Source organism: Xanthomonas sp. CFBP 8152, assembly GCF_014199025.1.
GTDB lineage: Bacteria > Pseudomonadota > Gammaproteobacteria > Xanthomonadales > Xanthomonadaceae > Xanthomonas > Xanthomonas arboricola_B.
The window spans coordinates 201844-219411 of record NZ_JACHNO010000004.1 but is presented as its reverse complement, the minus strand read 5'-3'; the positions used below and the strand labels follow the sequence as shown (position 1 = coordinate 219411).

The following is a 17568-nucleotide window of genomic DNA, read 5'->3' as shown; positions in this document are numbered from 1 at the left end:
TCGGGAATGGGGAATGGGGAATCGCAACGGCGGCTCTGCGAGGGAAGCGAGAATCGACGAACCAGGTTTTCACCATTCCCGATTCCCGACTCCCCACTCCCGTCACTCAGGCGGCACGCCTGAGCGACTCGGTCAGCGACTCGATGCTGGCCGCCTTGGGTTTGACCAGCCAGAACTTGCCGATGTAGTCGCGGAACTCGTCCAGGATCTGCTGCGCCCAGATGCTGCCGGTCAGCTCGCGGTGGCGGCTGATCAGGGTGTGCAGGTGCTGGCGATGGTTCTCGAAGCCCTCGGCGGAGACGCGGTGGATGTCGATCAGCTCATGGTTGTAGCGGTCCACGAAGTCGCGTTCGATATCCAGCACGTAAGCCAGCCCGCCGGTGAAGCCGGCACCGAAGTTCAGGCCCACCTTGCCCAGCACCAGCACCACCCCGTCGGTCATGTACTCGCAGCAGTGGTCGCCGGCGCCTTCCACCACCGCCAGCGCGCCGGAGTTGCGCACCGCAAAGCGCTCGCCGGCGCGCCCGGCCGCGAACAGCTCGCCGCCGGTGGCGCCGTACAGGCAGGTGTTGCCCACGATCGGCGTGCTGCGGGCCTCGAAGCGCGCACCGCGCGGTGGGCGCACCACCAGCCGGCCGCCAGCCATGCCCTTGCCGACGTAATCGTTGGCCTCGCCTTCCAGCTCCAGCTGCAGGCCACCGGCGTTGAACGCGCCGAAGCTCTGCCCGGCGCTGCCGCGGAAGCGCAGGTTGAGCGGTGCATCGCTCATGCCGTGGTTGCCGTGCACGCGCGCGATGGCGCCGGACAGGCGCGCGCCGATCGAGCGGTCGGTGTTGTGGATCAGGAAGCGATGGTCGCCGCCGCGTTTGTTGGCGATCGCATCGGCGAGCAGGCCGTCCATCTGCGTGGCCAGGCTGTCGGGCGATTCGTACAGGCGCTGGGCGGCGCAGTGGCTGCCATCGTAGCGCGCATGCGTCAGCAGGCGCGACAGGTCGACCTTAACCCCGGCACGCGGCGAGACCTCCAGCTGTTGGAGCAGGTCGGTGCGGCCGACGATGTCGTCCAGCGAGTGCACGCCCAGGTAGGACAGCCACTGGCGCACCTCTTCGGCCAACAGTCGGAAGAAATGCTCCACGCGCTCCGGCAGGCCGGTGAAATAGCCCGCACGCAGGCGTTCGTCTTGGGTGGCCACGCCGGTGGCGCAGTTGTTGAGGTGGCAGATGCGCAGGTACTTGCAGCCCAGCACGATCATCGGCGCGGTGCCGAAGCCGAAGCTGTCGGCGCCCAGCAACGCGGCCTTGACCACGTCCAGGCCGGTCTTCAGCCCGCCATCGGTCTGCAGGATGGTGCGATCGCGCAGGTCGTTGGCCACCAGCGCCTGGTGCGACTCGGCCACGCCCAGTTCCCACGGCACGCCGGCATAGCGGATCGAGCTGACCGGGCTGGCCCCGGTGCCGCCATCGTGGCCGGACACGGTGATCAGGTCCGCGCCGGCCTTGACCACGCCGGCGGCAATCGTGCCGACGCCGGCGTGCGCGACCAGCTTCACCGACACCAGCGCGGTCGGATTGACCTGCTTGAGGTCGTAGATCAGCTGGGCCAGATCCTCGATCGAATAGATGTCGTGGTGCGGTGGCGGGCTGATCAGGCCGATGCCGGGCTTAGCGTAGCGCAGCCGCGCGATCAGCTCGTTGACCTTGTGCCCGGGCAGCTGACCGCCTTCGCCGGGCTTGGCGCCCTGGGCGACCTTGATCTGCAGCACTTCGGCGTTGACCAGGTATTCCGGAGTCACGCCGAAACGGCCGGAGGCCACCTGCTTGATCTTGGAGCGCTTCTCGGTGCCATAGCGGGCCGGGTCTTCGCCGCCTTCGCCCGAGTTACTGCGACCGCCCAGGCGGTTCATCGCGATGGCCAGCGCCTCATGCGCTTCGGGCGACAACGCGCCCAGGCTGATCGCGGCGGTGTCGAAGCGACGCAACACATCTTCGGCCGGGGCCACCTCGTCCAGCGGGGTCGGGGTGTCGGCACGCTTGAGCTGGACCAGATCGCGCAGCGTGGAGGCCGGGCGCGCATGCACCGCGTCGACGTACTTTTGCCAGTCGCCGGCATCGCCGGTGCGGGTGGCGCGCTGCAGCGTCATGACCACATCGGGGTTGTACATGTGGTACTCGCCGCCGTGCACGTACTTGAGCAGGCCGCCCACCTCCGGCTTGAGCTGGTCGTTCCAGGCGCGCGCGGTGAGCTCGCGCGCCTCGGTGTCCAGCCGCGCCAGGCCCACGCCGCCGATGCGCGCGGGCGTCTCGGCAAAGCACAGCTCCACCACGTCCGGGTCCAGCCCGACGATCTCGAACAACTGCGCGCCGCGATAACTGGCGATGGTGCAGATGCCCATCTTGGAGATGATCTTGGACAGGCCCTTGTAGATGCCCTTGCGGTAGCGGCGGCCGATCTGCGACTGCTCGCCACCCTTGCTCAGCTGCAGGATGCCGCGCCGGCCCAGGTCGAACAGCGTCTGGTAGGCCAGATACGGATACACCGCGGTGGCGCCGAAGCCGAGCAGGCAGGCCATGTGGTGCGCATCGCGCGCGGTGCCGGTTTCGATGATCAGGTTGACGTCGCAGCGCAGGCCCACCTTGCACAGGTGGTGATGCACCGCGCCGGTGGCCAGCAGCGCATGCGCCATCGGCCGGTCCGGCACCGGGTAACGGTCCGACAGCAGCAGCATGACGGCGCCGGCGCGTGCGGCCGCTTCCACTTCCTGGCAGATGCGTTCCAGGCCGGCCTTGAGGCCTTCCTCCACGCTGTAGGACAGGTCGATCAGGCGGTTGCGCTCGACGTACTGCTCCATCTTCAGCAGCTGGCGCAGCTTGCGCTGGCTGAGCACCGGCGAGTTGAGGATGACGTGGTTCACCGTCTCCGCGCCGGCGTGGAAGATGTTGGTCTCCTTGCCGAGCTGGGTGGTGAGCGACATCGCGATGCCTTCGCGCAGCGGGTCGATCGGCGGGTTGGTGACCTGCGCGAAGGCCTGGCGGAAGTAGTCGTACAGCGGCCGGGTCTGGCGGCTGAGCACCGCCATCGGGGTGTCGTCGCCCATCGAGCCGGTGGCTTCCTGCTCGGTCTCGGCCAGCGGGCGCAGGATCTGCTCCACTTCCTCGGTGCTGAGCTGGAACAGCTTGTGGTAGCTGCGCAGGGTCTGCTCGCTGAAGGGTTCCTCCACCAGCGAGGGGTCGATCAGTTCGGTCTGCAGATAGGTCACGCCCTGTTGCAGCCATTGCTTGTACGGCGCGCGCGCACGGTTGATGCGGTCGATGGCGTCCGAGTCCAGCAGGTCGCCGCGCTTGAGATCGATCGCCATCATCTCGCCCGGGCCCAGCTTGCCCTTGCGGGTGATGCGCTCGGCCGGCAGTTCCCACACGCCGGCCTCGGAGGCCACCAGGAAATGGCGGTCGGAGGTCAACATCCAGCGCGCCGGGCGCAGGCCGTTGCGGTCGAGCATGCAGGCGGCGTAGCGGCCGTCGCAGGCGACGATGCCGGCCGGGCCATCCCACGGCTCGGTGTTGAGGCCGTAGAACTCATAGAAGGCGGCCAGGTCGGCGTCCTTGAACTCCAGCGACTGGGTCGCCGGCGGCACCAGGATGCGCAGCGCCTGCAGCAGGTCCATGCCACCGGCGATCAGCAACTCCAGCATGTTGTCCAGGCTCTGCGAGTCCGAGCCGTGCATGGAGATCACCGGGTCGAACTGCGCGATATCGAAGCGCGGGGTCTGCCACACCTTGCTGCGCGCCTGCGCCCAGCGGCGATTGCCTTCGATGGTGTTGATCTCGCCGTTATGGGCGAGCAGCCGGAACGGATGCGCCAGCGGCCAGCGTGGCAGCGTGTTGGTGGAAAACCGCTGGTGAAAGACAATCGCGCTGGAGGACAGATCGCTGCGCTGCAGGTCCGGGTAGAACGTGCTCAGCTTGTCCGGCAGCACCATGCCCTTGTAGCTGATGCCGTTGGGCGAGAGCGTGGTGACGTAGAAGTTCTCCACTTCGCGCAGTGCCTGCTCGGCGCGGCGGCGCGCCAGGAACAGCGCCAGGGTGAAGCCGTCTTCGCTCTGTTCGGCGCCGGCATCGACGAATACCTGTTCGATGCGCGGCAAGGTGGCGCGTGCCAGCTGGCCGCAGACGCTGTCGTCGGTGGGCACCACGCGCCAGCCGCGGAACTGCACGCCGGCGCCATGCAACTGGGTTTCCAGTTCGGTGCGACAACGTGCGGCATCGGCCTCGTCCAGCGGCAGGAACACCACACCGGCCGCGTAGCGCGTGCCCAGGGGAATGCCGGCATCGCGCGCCAGTCCGCGCAGGAACGCATCGGGTTTGCGGATCAGCAGACCGCAGCCATCGCCGGTGAGCCCGTCGGCCGCCACGCCGCCGCGGTGGGTCATGCGCGAGAGCGCCGCAATCGCGGTGTCCACCAGCGAGCGGGAAGGTTGGTCGTCCAACTGGGCGACCATGCCAAAACCACAGGCGTCGCGCTCGTCGCGCGCGCTGTCGTAGAGACCGTGGTCGTTGAGCCCTTGGCGAGTGCGGGGGGCCATGTCTGCCTCTTTGCGATCTGGGAGAGCGGCGACGACGTTGCAGCGCTCGATCCGTGGAGCGTTTCGAAGAGGTCACCGGATGATCGACTAGACCACAGTTGATGCGGTGCCGCAATACACCGTTACAGCTGCAACGAGGGTAGCCGCAAGGCCTTGTGCCAGCTGGCTCGGCGCCTGTTCGCCAACAGGCGCCAACGTGTGCTCAGCCGCAACGCACGGAGGCGATCACGTTCTTGGCATCCACTTCCAGATTGAGCCGCTCGCCATTGAACTCCATCGTGGTCATCTGACCGGGTTTGAGCACGCGTACCGATTTGGCGCCGGCATCGTTGCGGGCCTGTTCGCTCACCGCATCGGTCAGCGCCTGGCCCACCAGCGATTGCACCTGGGTGGCATCGCAGCTGCCGATCGGCGGCGCTTCGGGTGCGGCGGCCGGCGCTGGTGCGGCCGCTTGTTCGGCGGCTTGCTGGGCCTTGGTGGAGACGGCTTCCTGCTCGTCCGGTTGCGGCGAGCCGCAGGCAGTCAATGCCGCCAGCACGACCAGGGTACAGGCCAGGTGGACGGTAGGCAGGACAGCGCGCATCGATAGCTCCAGCACAGTTGGGGAAGCCCAAGCATAAGCACAAAACCGCTCGCGGGCATCGCTTGCCCACATGGCGTTGGCGTAGCGTTGACGCAGCCTAGTCCTGCCTGGCTCAACAATCGACGCCTGTCCTTCAATCGGCGCGCAATGAAAGCCAAACGTATTCTTCGCAATGCTGCAGACGGTGTCGGCGCCGCCGGCAAGCTGGTCACCGTTGCCGCCGGCGCAGTGGCCGCCACGGCTGCGGTGGCGAGCGTGGCCGCAGTCGCACAGGCAAAGGCCACCGCGCGCGCGGCCGGGCTGACTTACGTCAACGATCAGCAGCCCGGCATCAGCCGCCGCAAGGCCGGCAAGAGCTTCAGTTACCGCAGTGCGGACGGGCAACGCGTGGCCGATGCCGACACCTTGCAACGCATCCGCGCGCTGGCCATTCCGCCGGCGTATACCGAGGTGTGGATCTGCGCCAAGCCCAATGGCCATCTGCAGGCCACCGGCCGCGATGCGCGCAGGCGCAAGCAGTACCGCTACCACGCCGACTGGGCGCAGGTGCGTGGCGAGGGCAAGTTCGAACGGGTGATCGCCTTCGGCACCGCGTTGCCGAAACTGCGGCGACGCCTGCGCCGCGATCTGGTCCTGCCGGGATTTCCGCGCGAGAAGGTGTTGGCGATCGTGGTGGCGCTGCTGGCCGACACCCTGGTACGTGTGGGCAATGCCGAATATGCGCGCAGCAACCGTTCCTATGGGCTGACCACGTTGCGCAACCGGCACATGGAGTTCCTGCGCGGCGGACGTGCGCGGCTGAAGTTCCGCGGCAAGAGCGGCCAGGATCACGAGATCGAAGTGGACGACAAGCAGCTGGTCAAACTGATCCGGCAATGCCAGCAATTGCCGGGACAATCGTTGTTTCAGTATCGCGACGACGACGGCCAGCTGCAGCCGGTGGATTCGGGCGAGGTCAACGACTATCTGCGCGAGGCGATGGGCGAGGATTTCACCGCCAAGGACTTCCGCACCTGGGGCGGCACGCTGGCGGCATTGCAACGTCTGGCACGCTTGCCGCTGCCAGAGCGCATCAGCGAACGCGCGCTGACCCAGGTGCAGAACGATGTCATCCGCGAAGTGGCCGATGCGCTGGGCAATACGCCCTCGGTGTGTCGCAAGGCGTATATCGACCCGTGCGTGTTCGAAGGCTGGCGCGCCGGTCAGTTGCAGGCCATGGCCACCGGCGTGCGTGGCGAACGTCAATGGGAGGCGGCGACGCTGAAATTCCTGACCACCTCGCGCGGCAAGCTGAAGACGCCGGCAAAAGCTGCATCGAAGCGGAAGTGAGTGCCGCGGCGGCGACAGGCCCGAAGACCCGTAAACAGCCGCCGCGCATGCGGTCGCCGAACCAGCGCCCCGCTCAGCCGCAGTAGATCGCGGTGATGTTGTTGTTCGGGCCGGTCTCGACGGTGAGGTGATCGCCACCGCTTTCGCTGGCGCCCTGAGCCGGGTCGGCCAGGCCGCTGGCGGTGGTGCCGCCGGTGGCGCGTTCGCCGCGGCGCACGCTGACCTGCAGGCTGTCGCTGTCCACGCGCGCACGTTCGATGGTCTGCGCCGCCGCGGCCAGGCCGACCGCGCCGCGCACCTTGTCGATATGGCACTGGCCGGAGATGACTCCGTCGATGGGCTGTACCTGCACGACCTGGTTGGAGGCGCAGGCCGAGAGCAATAACACGGCAGCGAGCGGGGCGAGGGTGCGGATCATCTGGGATCTCCAGCGGAAGAATGGCGCAAGCGTGAAGAAAGCGTTGTTGGCGTGGCATGAAGACTGCCCGCTGCCCGCTGCCCGCGCCGTGGTGCCAGGCGCGCCATGCCCTGCCGCTACCCGGGACGCAGGGGTTAGACCTTCTTGCGTGACCGCGATGACCAGCTTCTGGCGATGACCTCGATTTAGGGACGACTCCACGACAAACCTTCCGGCAACGGCCGCCATGCGCAAGGCACATGCGGTCGCTGCGCCATGCGCGCCTGCACCTGCACGTCTTCGGCCAGCCCCGACGGTCCTGCCGGCGTCCAGGTCGTGTGCCCGCCGGGATGCGGGAAGCCGCTGCACGCAGGGGCCGAGCCCATGCGCAGCCAGCGCGCAGCTGTGGCAATGCAGATGGTGCCGTGCAGATTGCCGGCGCGCTTAGCGCGTACGCGTCAGTCCGTGACGGTGCAGCAGCTGCCGCAGGCGGCGTTTCACCCGCTGCAGATCGGCTGCGGCGGCCTCATCCAGGATGCCTTTGGCCAAGGCGTCGAACTGCTGCCAGAACTGGCTGGGGTCGCGCACCCGCTGCGGCCAGACCGACAGCATCTTGCCCAGGTCGGCGAGTTGATGGCTGGTATGGGTGTGTCTGCGTGTGCTCATGTCGCGTCTGCCGGCCAGTCCAGTGCCACAGCGTGGACCGCGCCGTCGTCAACCAGAGTGAAAGCCAGCTCGGCCTGTGTCACGCCGTCGATCTCCAGCCGCGCCTCGATGCCCGGGCGTTGGGTGACGTCGATGACATAGGTGCTGCTGCCGAAGCGGTAGCGCAACTGGTAGCCCGGCCAGCCGGCCGGGATGCACGGGGCGATGTGCATGCGCGCGCCATGGCGCTGCAGGCCGAGCAGCGATTCGGTCAGCAGCCGGTACATCCAGCCGGCGGCACCGGTATACCAGCTCCAGCCGCCGCGGCCGGCGTGCGGCGCTACCGCATAGACATCGGCGGCCAGCACATAGGGTTCGGCCTTGTAGCGTTGCATGCCCGCCGCGTCGCGGGCGTGGTGGATCGGATTGATCAGGCTGGCCAGTTGCCAGGCGCGCGCGCTGTCGCCGCAGTGGGCGAAGGCCATCGTCGCCCACACCGCCGCATGCGTGTACTGGCCGCCGTTTTCGCGCACGCCGGGGACGTAACCGCGGATATAGCCGGGGTCGTGCCCGGTGCGATCGAACGGGGGCACCAGCAGCTTGACGATCCCGGCGTCGGGATCCACCAGCTGCTGGTGCATCGCGTCCATCGCCTGTGCACTGCGTGCCGGGTCCATCGCGCCGGACAGCACCGCCCAACTCTGCGACAGCGAATCGATGCGGCATTCGTCCGAATCGCTCGAACCCAGCGGCGTGCCGTCGTCGAACCAGGCCCGCCGGTACCACTGCCCATCCCAGGCATGCTGTTCCAGCGCGGTGCGCAAGGCCTGCGCATGTGTGCGGCAGGTCGCCGCGAATGCCGCATCGTCGTGCTGCACGGCCACGGCGGAAAAGCGCAGCAACGCGTCGTAGAGGAAAAAGCCCAGCCACACGCTCTCGCCCTTGCCGTCCTTGCCGACCCGGTTCATGCCGTCGTTCCAGTCGCCGCTGCCGATCAGCGGCAGGCCGCGCTCGCCCAGCCGTGCCATGCCGCGCTGCAGGGCAAGCACGCAGTGCGCGTACAGCGACTGCATGTTGCCGCTGATCTGTGGCAGGTCGTAATACGATTCCTCGTCGGGCTTGAGGGCGCGCCCGTCGATAAAGCTCACCCGCTCGTCCAGCACGCTGGCATCTGCGGTGACGTCCAGATAGCGGCACAGCGCCTGCGGCAACCACAGAAAATCGTCCGAGCACTGCGTGCGCACGCCGCGGTCCTGCGGCGGATGCCACCAATGCTGCACATCGCCCTGCGCGAACTGATGCGCAGCGCAGCGCAGCAGATGCGCGCGGGCCAGCGCCGGCTGCGCGTGCACCATTGCCATGCTGTCCTGCAGCTGGTCGCGGAACCCATATGCGCCACCGGACTGGTAGTAGCCGCTGCGTGCCAGGAACCGGCAGGCGATGGTCTGATAGAGCAGCCAGCCGTTGGCCAGCAAGTCCACTGCCGGATCGGGCGTGCTCACCTGCACGCTGCCCAGCACCTGCTGCCACTGCGTGCGCACCGCCAGCAAGGCGGCCTGCGCTGCGGCAACCCCGCGGCTCTGGCATGCCAGTGCCAGCGCGGTGTCGCGATCAACGGCAGCGCCCAGGCGGAACACCGTTTCGAAGCTCTGTTCGGGCGCCAGCGTCACCGGAATCTGGATCGCCGCGCACGGGTCCAGGCCCGCCCCCACGCGCCCGGACAGGCGTTGCCGGCCGAGTGCGGCGGGCGCGGCCAGGCTGCCATTGCGCCCGATGAATTCGCTGCGGTCTGCGGTGATGCTGCGGCTGGGCGCATCGGCATCGAAGAACGCCACGCGCCCGTCGAACTCGGTGTTGTACGGGTTGCGCGCGGTCAGCACGCTGCTGCCCAGGTCCACCTCGCTGACCACATGCTGCTGCGAGCGTGTGCGGATGTCGCCCAGCACCCACTCCACATAGCCGGTGACGCTGAGCCGGCGCGGGCGCCCCGACAGATTTTTCAGCCGCAGATGGCTGAACTTGATCGGCCGCTCCACATCGACGAACACCCACAGCTCGCTGCCGATGCCGTGTTCGATATGGGTGTAGACGCTGTAACCGAAACCGTGGCGCACCGTGTAGCGAGCGTTGCCGCGACACGGCAGCGCCATCGGCGACCACACCTGGCCGGTGCTTTCGTCGCGCAGGTAGAAGGCCTCGCTGGAGGTATCGCCGACCGGGTCGTTGTGCCACGGCGTGAGCCGGAATTCGTGCGCGTTCTCGGCCCAGCTGTAGCCGGGGCTGCTGTCGCTGACCACCGTGCCGAACTGTGCATTGGCCATCACATTGCACCATGGCGCCGGCGTGGCCGCGCCTTCGTCCAGGGTGATGCGATATTCGCGGCCGTCGGCAGCGAAGGCGCCCAGGCCGTTGTCGAACAACACCGGTTCCTCGGCTGCGGCCTGCAGGGTGTTGTCCAGGTAGGCGGCATGGGTGCTGGTCGGATGATCGACGCTGTCCGGCTGCTGCACCGGCTCAAGCAATGGCGGCTGCGCGCGGGCGCTGGGGTGACGTTGCAGTTGCGCGTCCAGGCTGCCGTTGGCATCGCTCAGGATCGCGCGCGCCACGGTCTGCAGCAGCACGCGATCTTCCTGCGAGATGTGTTCGATGGCGCGCACAAAGATGCCGCCGGAGCGGTCGAGCACATTGGCCTCCGGGTCGGCGGCGATCAGGCCCAGGATGGCGTCCTGCAGCGATTGCCGATAGCCGGCCTGGCTTTCGTTCCAGATCACCAGATCCGCGCGCAGGCCTTTCAGGCGCCAGTACGCGTGCGCCTGCACCAGCTGCCGCACCAGCTCCAGATTGCCCGGGTCGGCGATGCGCAACAGCACGATCGGCAGATCGCCGGAGATGGCGTGACTCCACAACGCCGACTGGCCGCGATGGTTGTGCAGCAGCACCTCGTTGTCGGCGCGCAGTTGCGGGTCGACGAACAGCACGCGTGCGGCCAGCCGTTCGTAGAGCATCGCGTCTTCCAGCGAGGCGTTGATCTGCCGGCGGGTGACCTGGCTCTGGGTCAGCGCCAGGTCGAACACGCGATCGGCCAGACGGCGGTCGCGGTACTTGTCGATCAACGCGGTGCAGGCCGCGCGCTGGGTGCCGACGCCGTAGACGATGTCCACCTGCGCCTGTTGATCCGGTGCCAGCGAAATACGGCAGCGGATCGCCACGATCGGGTCCAGCACCGAGCCGGCCGCGCCGGTCAGGCTGGCCTGATCGTGCAGGGCCAGCGGATTGCGGGTGCTGCGCCCGCGCCCGACAAACGCGGCGCGGTCGGTCTCGTAGGAGATCGACGCCACGTCGGCATCGTGCACTGCCACCAGATGCAGCATCCACGGCTGCGCCTCGTCGTGCCCGCGCGGGCGCCGCGTGCACAGCAACGCCTGCTTGTCGGCCAGGATCTCGGTCTGCACGAACAGGTTGCTGAAGGCCGGATGCGCCTCGTCGGCCTGCGCCGGTGCCAGCACCACTTCGGCGTAGGTGGTGATTTCGATCACGCGTGTCTGCCGCGAGCGGTTGCGGATGCGCAGCCGGCGCAGTTCCACATCGTCCTCGGCGGAAATGGCGATTTCCAGGTGGCTGTCGTAGCGCTGGTGGCTGCCCTTGAACTCGGCCTTGGCCTCGGAAAAGATCGCCTCGTAGCGCTCCACCGGGACGCAGGTGGGCTGATGCGCGGCCGACCACACCGCGCCGCTGTCCACATCGCGCAGATAGCAGAACGTGCCCCAGTGGTCGCGGGTGCCGTCTTCGCGCCAGCGGGTCACCGCCATGTCGCGCGCGCGGCTGTAGCCACCGCCGGCCGAGGTCAGCATGCCGTGGTAACGCCCGTTGGACAGCAATTGCAGCGCCGGCTGGGCCAGGTTGGGGTCGCGATGGATGCGCAAGGCCATGCCTGCCTCGGCGGCCACCGGGCGTTGCGCCGCGTCGGCCAGGCCTTTGACGTATACGCCGGCGCGCGGCGCGCGCTCCTGCAGCAGCAACACCGTGGCCTGGAACTGCGGGTCGGCGACAAAGCGCCGCTGCATCGGCGCATCGCGCAACACGTGGTCCAGCGCCAGCAGTGCCATGCCCTGGTGGTGCGACATGAACGAGCGTACCAGCGCATGTTGTTCGCCACGCGGCACCCGCGACGGGGTGTAGTCGATCGCCTCGTACAAGCCGAAGCGCCCGCCGAATCCCAGCGCCTGCAGCTGCTGCAGGTTGCGGCAGGCCGCATCCGGTTCGACCATCAGTGCCATCGCGCTGGCATACGGGGCGATCACCAGATCCTGGCCCAGGCCGCGCTTGAGCCCCAGGCCGGGCACACCGAACGCGCGGTACTGATAATTGCGCCGCGTATCGACCGTGTTGTAGCCCGATTCGGACACCCCCCACGGCACCGCGCGTGCGGTGCCGTAGCGGATCTGCGCCTGCACCGCACCGCGCATCGAGCGGCTCAGCAGCGTCTGCGGGTAGCTGGGCATCACCAGATCGGGCATCAGGTACTCGAACATCGAGCCGCTCCACGACAGCAGCGTCGGTTCGGCGCCGGTGTCGGTGAGCGTGCGCCCGAGCGCGAACCAGCTGTCCTGCGGCAGCTTGCCCTGGGCGATGGCCACGAAGATGCCCAGGCGTGCCTCGGAGGCGAGCAGATCGTAATGCCCGCTATCCAGGCGCTGGTCGTCGACGTTGTAGCCGATCGAGAGCAACTGCTGGGCGGGGTTGTAGAGGAAGTCGTAGTCCAGCTGCGCCAGCTGCCCGGCGATATGCGCAAGCCGTTGCAGCTCCTGCACGCGTCCGGCGGCCCAGGCCTGCACCCCGGGTGCGTGGTCGCTGACGGCGAGTTGCCGCAGCGTGGCGACCGCGGCGCCAGGGGGCTGCGTCGCATGCGCATCGGTACCGGCGGGCGTGGTTTCGCAATGGCCCACTTCGGCCAGGGCCGCCTCGCAGCTGTCGATCAAGCGTTGCGGCCACGGCTCGTCGTCGTCGCTGTCCGGCATCAGCGCCAGGATCGTGTGGCTCTGCGCCAGCAGCAGGCGCAGCGCCTGGTCGGCCTGGTGCAGGCTCGGCGCGGGCTGGCTGCGGATGCTCTGCAAGGTTTGCGACATTGCGTCCAGCGCCTGGTCGGCGGCGTCGCTGTGTGTCTGCGCTTGCGATGCCAGCACGCCCAGGGTATCGGCCAGTCCATCGAACACCGCCATCGCCACCGCCGGTGCATCCACCAGCGCCAGCAGCCCCTGCCGCAGCGTCAACAGATGTCCGACCAGGTTGCCGCTGTCCACGGTGGAGACGTAGCGCGGCAACAACGGCACCAGCGTTTCGGTGTCGTACCAGTTGTAGAAGTGGCCGCGATAACGCGGCAGCGTTTCCAGCGTGGTCAAGGTATCGGCCACGCGGGTCATCACGCCGGCCACCGTCAGGTAGCCCAGATCGTAGGCGGCCAGATTGGCCAGCAGGCCCAGGCCGATATTGGTCGGCGAGGTACGGTTGGCCACCACCGTGACCGGATACTCCTGCACGTTGTCCGGCGGCAACCAGTGGTGCTGCGCAGTGCAATGGCTCTCGAAGAACGCCCAGGTGCGCCGCGACAATCCACCGAGGAAGGCACGCTGCTCCTGCGACAACTGTGCCACCGGCGCGGCGGGCTGCTCGCCCAGCCAGGCCATCAGCCAGGGTGCGCCCATCCACGCCAGCCCCAGCGGCAATGCCGCCCACAACGCCAATGGCGACCACCACGCCACCGCAGCGATCGCCAAGGCCGCACTGCAGGCGGCGCCGGCCATCAGTTGTTGCTCGGCATTGCCGCTGCGCGCGCTGCGCTCCACCTCGCTGGACGGTGCCCACTGCAACAGGTGGCGCCGGGTGATCGACATCCGCACCAGCGTGCGGGCGATCGCCGACAGCTGCAGCCCGGCTTCGAATGGCAGGCAGGCCAGCACCACGCCGGTGCGCAGCAGGTGCTGACGCAGCCCCGTGCCGACCTGGCGCGCGTGATGGCGCAGTCCCAGGCCCTCGGGTGGATGCGCCAGTGCATACAGCGCCGAACACAGCCCCGGCACCAGCCACAGCACCAGCAGCCATAGCGTCCAGCGCAAGGGTGTGGGCGAGCACAGCCAGCCGATCAACAACAAACTCAAAGCGGCTGGTGCCACCAGGCTGCGGCGCAGGTTGTCCAGCAACTTGCCGCGCGACAACCACGACAGCGGATTGCGCGCGCGTCGGCCGCCACGGTCGGGCACCCACGGCAACAGCCATGGCAACAACTGCCAGTCGCCACGCACCCAGCGCGCGCGCCGCTTGGCATCGGTGGCATAGCGTTGCGGATGCCGTTCGTACAGCCGCACGTCGCTGAGCAACCCGGCGCGCACATAACAGCCCTCCAGCAGGTCATGGCTGAGCACACGGTTGTCGGGGAAGCGGCCGGCCAGCACCTGCTCGAAGGTGGCCACCGCATAGATGCCCTTGCCGATGAAGGAGCCTTCGCCGAACAGATCCTGATACACGTCCGACACCACGCGGGTGTATGGGTCGATGCCCGGCTCGATGCCGAACATGCGCGCAAACCGCGATTCGCCGCCCTCGCTCATGCCGGTGCCCAGGCCGGGCTGCAGAATGCCGTAACCGGCCTCGACGATCTGCCCGGACGCATCCATGCGCGGCACATTCAACGGATGCGACATCGCCCCGACCAGTGCGCGTGCCGCATCCCGTGGCAGGTGGGTGTCGCTATCGAGCGTGATCACATAGCGCACCTGCACCAGCGCGGCGACATCGCCTTGCACCTGCAGGAATTCGCTGGCCGCCTGCTGCCGCGCGTCGTCGGCGCAGAGCAGGCGGTTGAGCGCTTCGAGCTTGCCGCGCTTGCGCTCTGCACCCATCCAGCAGCCCTCGCCAGCGTTCCACTGGCGTGCGCGGTGCAGCAGGAAGAAACGATCGCCGTGCGCATCGGCATAGGCCGCGTTGAGCCGGTCGATGTGCTGCGCCGCGTGCGCCACCAGCGCCATGTCCGCAGGCAGCGATGCTTGCCCGGCATCGAGGAAATCGGTGAGCAGCGCGAAGTACAGCTGCGCGTCGCGGTTGGCCAGGTAATGCACCTCCAGCGCGCCGACCAGCTCGTCGATGGCATCGTGACTGGCCAGCATGCTCGGCATCACCACCAGCGTGCGGCAATCGGGCGTGATGCCGGCACGCAGGTCCATGCGCGGCAACGGACGTGGGCGCACCCACAACGTTGCCACCCAGTTGACCAGCGCAATGCCCAGCTCGCTGGCGGCCAGCAGCGCGATGCCGGCGGTGATCCACCACAGCGTTGGCGGCACTGCGCCCACGCCCTGCAGCAGCACGCCGGTCCACAGCAACGCGATCGCCGCGATCGGCAACAGGTAGACCGGCAATGCAACGCGACGCGCGTGCGGGCGAGGAGGTGTGGGCGTATCTGACGCGGCTGGGTCGCGCAGCGCGGCACGCAGCTGCGGCAATCCCGCATCCACCAGGTAATAGCCCACGTGGCTGGCCACCGGCATCGCGGCATCTGCGTGCGCCGCCAGCTGCAGCACCGCCTCGGCCACGGCCGGCTCGTCGCGCTCCAGGCGCTGCGCCAGCTGTTCCACCACATGCCGGTAGCTATCGCGGGTATGGAAATCCATACGTGCGTAGACGTCGGCCGGATCCTTGCGCAAACGCTGCTCGACCACACTCATGGCCTCGACGAAGTCGCGCCAATCCATTTCATCCAGGAACCGCAGGCTACCGATGCTGTTGCTGATCGAGACCTGCTCGGCTGCCTGGCGCTGGCTTTCGGCATGCACCAGCGCTTCCACACTGTGGCCCTCGCTTGCCAGCCATTGCTCCACCCAGGCGCTGGCCATCGACAACACCGGCCCACGGCCCTGGATGCCGCGCGTGAGCTCGGCCACGAATGCACCGGTCGCCGGCGGTTGCGAGCGCGCCAGGTTGGCCACCACCACCACCACATCCTTGGGTTGCGTGGCGGCAGTGGCGTTGAGCAATGCCGCCCAATGCGCCGCCAGGCTGCTGTCGCGTCCATCGTGCATGATGTCGTCGGCAATGCGGCGCAGGTTGTCGATCAGCGCCAGCCGCAACATGATCGGAATCGCCCACAACTCGCCGAGCTTGAGCGGTGCCACCTGTTGGTAGGCGGCGATGAAGCGGCTCAACGTCACGACATCCACGCGCCCGTCGCCATGCGCCACCACCTGCAAGCCCAGCTCATAGACGCGCGGCAGACCGACCGAGGTGGGCGTGCGCACGCGCGGCAATTGCCGGCTGTAACCGGGCGGAAGATGCTGACGCGCCAGGCGCATCTGTTCTTCGACCAGATAGTAATTGTCCAGCAACCATTCGCCCGCCGGGTGCAATTGCACGCCGTCGGCCGCCATCTCGGTCAATCGCGCAGCAGTGCTGCCAAGCGCGCGTTGGTTGGATTTGAGTTGCGCCAGCAGCAGTTCGCGCGCGGGCCCGGTGTGCAGCACATGTGTCTGCGCCAGGGCCTGTCCCAGCGCCTGCATCTGTTCGTCGCCGAACAGGGCCGCGCCTTGCGGCGCTTGAGCGACCGGGGACTGGTGCAGCGTTGCTGCTGGCCGCGTAATCGACTGCCACCAGAGAGAGAACGCAGAAGCCTTCCGCTGTGGCGGCATCGAGACATGACCTGTGCAGCATCTGCGCCGCTAGAGGTTGCGATCATGCGCGCTGGCATGGTGGCGCATGTGAAGGCAGCCCGCTGCATCTACCTGCAGTGCCTGCGCGTGTGCGCGATACGTCTGCGTATTCTCGGCGCGGACCATCGATCGGGACTGCGCTTGCTCAACAGGCGCACCCAACTCGATCAAGGCAATGTCATCCGAACCAGCCAGAAAGGCGCGAATCTTGGGCGGATCGCCCGACTTCAAAGTTTCCTGGCCCGATACGTCGGACATACGCTTGTAGCCGGGGTGGACGAGTATCCGAGCAACTTTGTAGGCAGCCCTGTCGATGGTCACCTCCGCGTCCATGCCGTCCATGGGAGCCGCCTGTGCGGCAGGGAATGACCCACTTCCGCGCGATGAGGACACCATGTCCTTCGCCCGGCATGTCCGCCGGAGCCGGAAACGCTGATTGATCGATTCGATACGTTGAATCGTCACCATCGGCACGGACGACAACGCCCTTTGCCGACGATGAAAGGGTGAACAAGGCAGTAGCAAGTTCACGTCGGCTGTCCGCTTAGGATCGATAGCCGACGCAATCTTGATGCCCCGGTTGGTCCCGTCAAATTCGTGCATCTGGCAGCAGGAAAACTGCCTGTCGGAATCGCCAATCTTGGCGAACCTCTTCCTTCAACGGCTTTGCGTCGGAATCACGAACCACCAAGAGCCGCGTGCTAGCGAGCCGTCTGCTCGGAAGAAACGCTCGCAGCACTGATCGTCGTTACTGGCCGGCGAGCTGATGCGTCGGGATGTTCAACGTCATCACTGCGCGCTCAAGATATTCCTCACCAATCAGCTTGGGGGATGCCGAACGGCACCTGCGTTGCCCAGTCCTTCATCTACACCGCCCCCCCTGCCATCCGACCTATTGACTACACCTGTCGTCACGCTTACGGTGGCGACAACTGTAGTCAGGGAGAGCGGCATGCGTGGCAAGACCATCGGGGACCAGGAGCTGGCCCTGCTGCAACACATCGAAGAACAACGGCACACGAGCGTCGGCGAAGTGGCGGCCGCGTTCGGTGAGCCGCGTGGGCTGGCGCGCTCGACCGTGCTGACCATGATGGAGCGGCTGCGCACCAAGGGCTTCCTGCGCCGTAAGCAGGTGGATGGCGTGTACCGCTACAGCGCCACCGCCGGCCAGGACGACGTGGTGCGTGGCGCGGTAGGGCAGTTCGTGGAAAAGACCTTGCAGGGTTCGGTGTCGCCGTTCGTGGCGTGGATGTCGCAGCGCGCCGAGGTCAGCGATACCGAACTGGCCGAACTCGAAGCCCTGGTCGCCAAGCTGCAATCGCAGCGCAAGGAGGATTGA

General features: G+C 67.5%; 8 protein-coding genes. 2 read left to right on the top strand and 6 right to left on the bottom strand.

Annotation, left to right across the window (positions count from 1 at the left end; translation table 11 throughout):
* Positions 1-106: 106 nt before the first annotated feature.
* Positions 107-4579, bottom strand: a complete 4473-nt coding sequence (gene gltB / locus FHT09_RS16395; protein WP_104606174.1) for a glutamate synthase large subunit — start codon at positions 4577-4579, stop codon at positions 107-109.
* Between the two features lie 202 nt (positions 4580-4781).
* On the bottom strand, positions 4782-5162 hold the full coding sequence (locus FHT09_RS16390) for an I78 family peptidase inhibitor (RefSeq protein WP_104536621.1): 381 nt from the start codon (positions 5160-5162) through the stop codon (positions 4782-4784).
* Between the two features lie 57 nt (positions 5163-5219).
* Here FHT09_RS16390 and FHT09_RS16385 point away from each other — a divergent pair, with 57 nt between their 5' ends.
* The gene (locus FHT09_RS16385) at positions 5220-6491 is read left to right on the top strand and encodes a DNA topoisomerase IB (protein WP_181126229.1); all 1272 of its coding nucleotides are present in this window, start codon (positions 5220-5222) and stop codon (positions 6489-6491) included.
* Positions 6492-6564: 73 nt separating this feature from the next.
* On the opposite strand, the gene FHT09_RS16380 is transcribed toward FHT09_RS16385, so the two are convergent.
* The 4 genes from FHT09_RS16380 to FHT09_RS16365 all read right to left on the bottom strand — a co-directional run bounded on the left by FHT09_RS16380 (position 6565) and on the right by FHT09_RS16365 (position 16571).
* Entirely contained in the window at positions 6565-6909 is a 345-nt protein-coding gene (locus FHT09_RS16380) for a hypothetical protein (protein ID WP_104606221.1), read from the bottom strand.
* A gap of 423 nt (positions 6910-7332) precedes the next feature.
* A complete protein-coding gene (locus FHT09_RS16375; RefSeq protein ID WP_104606173.1) occupies positions 7333-7554 on the bottom strand; it encodes a hypothetical protein in 222 nt (73 codons plus the stop codon).
* On the bottom strand, positions 7551-16079 hold the full coding sequence (locus FHT09_RS16370; protein WP_184417053.1) for a glycoside hydrolase family 94 protein: 8529 nt from the start codon (positions 16077-16079) through the stop codon (positions 7551-7553). The genes FHT09_RS16375 and FHT09_RS16370 overlap by 4 nt, the downstream gene beginning before the upstream one ends.
* Before the next feature lie 159 nt (positions 16080-16238).
* Positions 16239-16571, bottom strand: coding sequence for a hypothetical protein (locus FHT09_RS16365; protein ID WP_104606172.1), 333 nt, complete (start codon positions 16569-16571; stop codon positions 16239-16241).
* 610 nt (positions 16572-17181) lie between these two features.
* On the opposite strand from FHT09_RS16365, the gene FHT09_RS16360 reads away from it, so the two are divergent.
* Entirely contained in the window at positions 17182-17568 is a 387-nt protein-coding gene (locus FHT09_RS16360; protein WP_104536626.1) for a BlaI/MecI/CopY family transcriptional regulator, read from the top strand.

Excerpts from the sequence above, each read along its gene's own strand:
- gltB (WP_104606174.1), bottom strand. The coding sequence starts at position 4,579 with ATGGCCCCCCGCACTCGCCAAGGGCTCAACGACCACGGTCTCTACGAC.
- FHT09_RS16390 (WP_104536621.1), bottom strand. The coding sequence starts at position 5,162 with ATGCGCGCTGTCCTGCCTACCGTCCACCTGGCCTGTACCCTGGTCGTG.
- FHT09_RS16380 (WP_104606221.1), bottom strand. The coding sequence starts at position 6,909 with ATGATCCGCACCCTCGCCCCGCTCGCTGCCGTGTTATTGCTCTCGGCC.
- FHT09_RS16375 (WP_104606173.1), bottom strand. The coding sequence starts at position 7,554 with ATGAGCACACGCAGACACACCCATACCAGCCATCAACTCGCCGACCTG.
- FHT09_RS16370 (WP_184417053.1), bottom strand. The coding sequence starts at position 16,079 with ATGCAGGCGCTGGGACAGGCCCTGGCGCAGACACATGTGCTGCACACC.
- FHT09_RS16365 (WP_104606172.1), bottom strand. The coding sequence starts at position 16,571 with ATGGACGGCATGGACGCGGAGGTGACCATCGACAGGGCTGCCTACAAA.
- FHT09_RS16360 (WP_104536626.1), top strand. The coding sequence starts at position 17,182 with ATGCGTGGCAAGACCATCGGGGACCAGGAGCTGGCCCTGCTGCAACAC.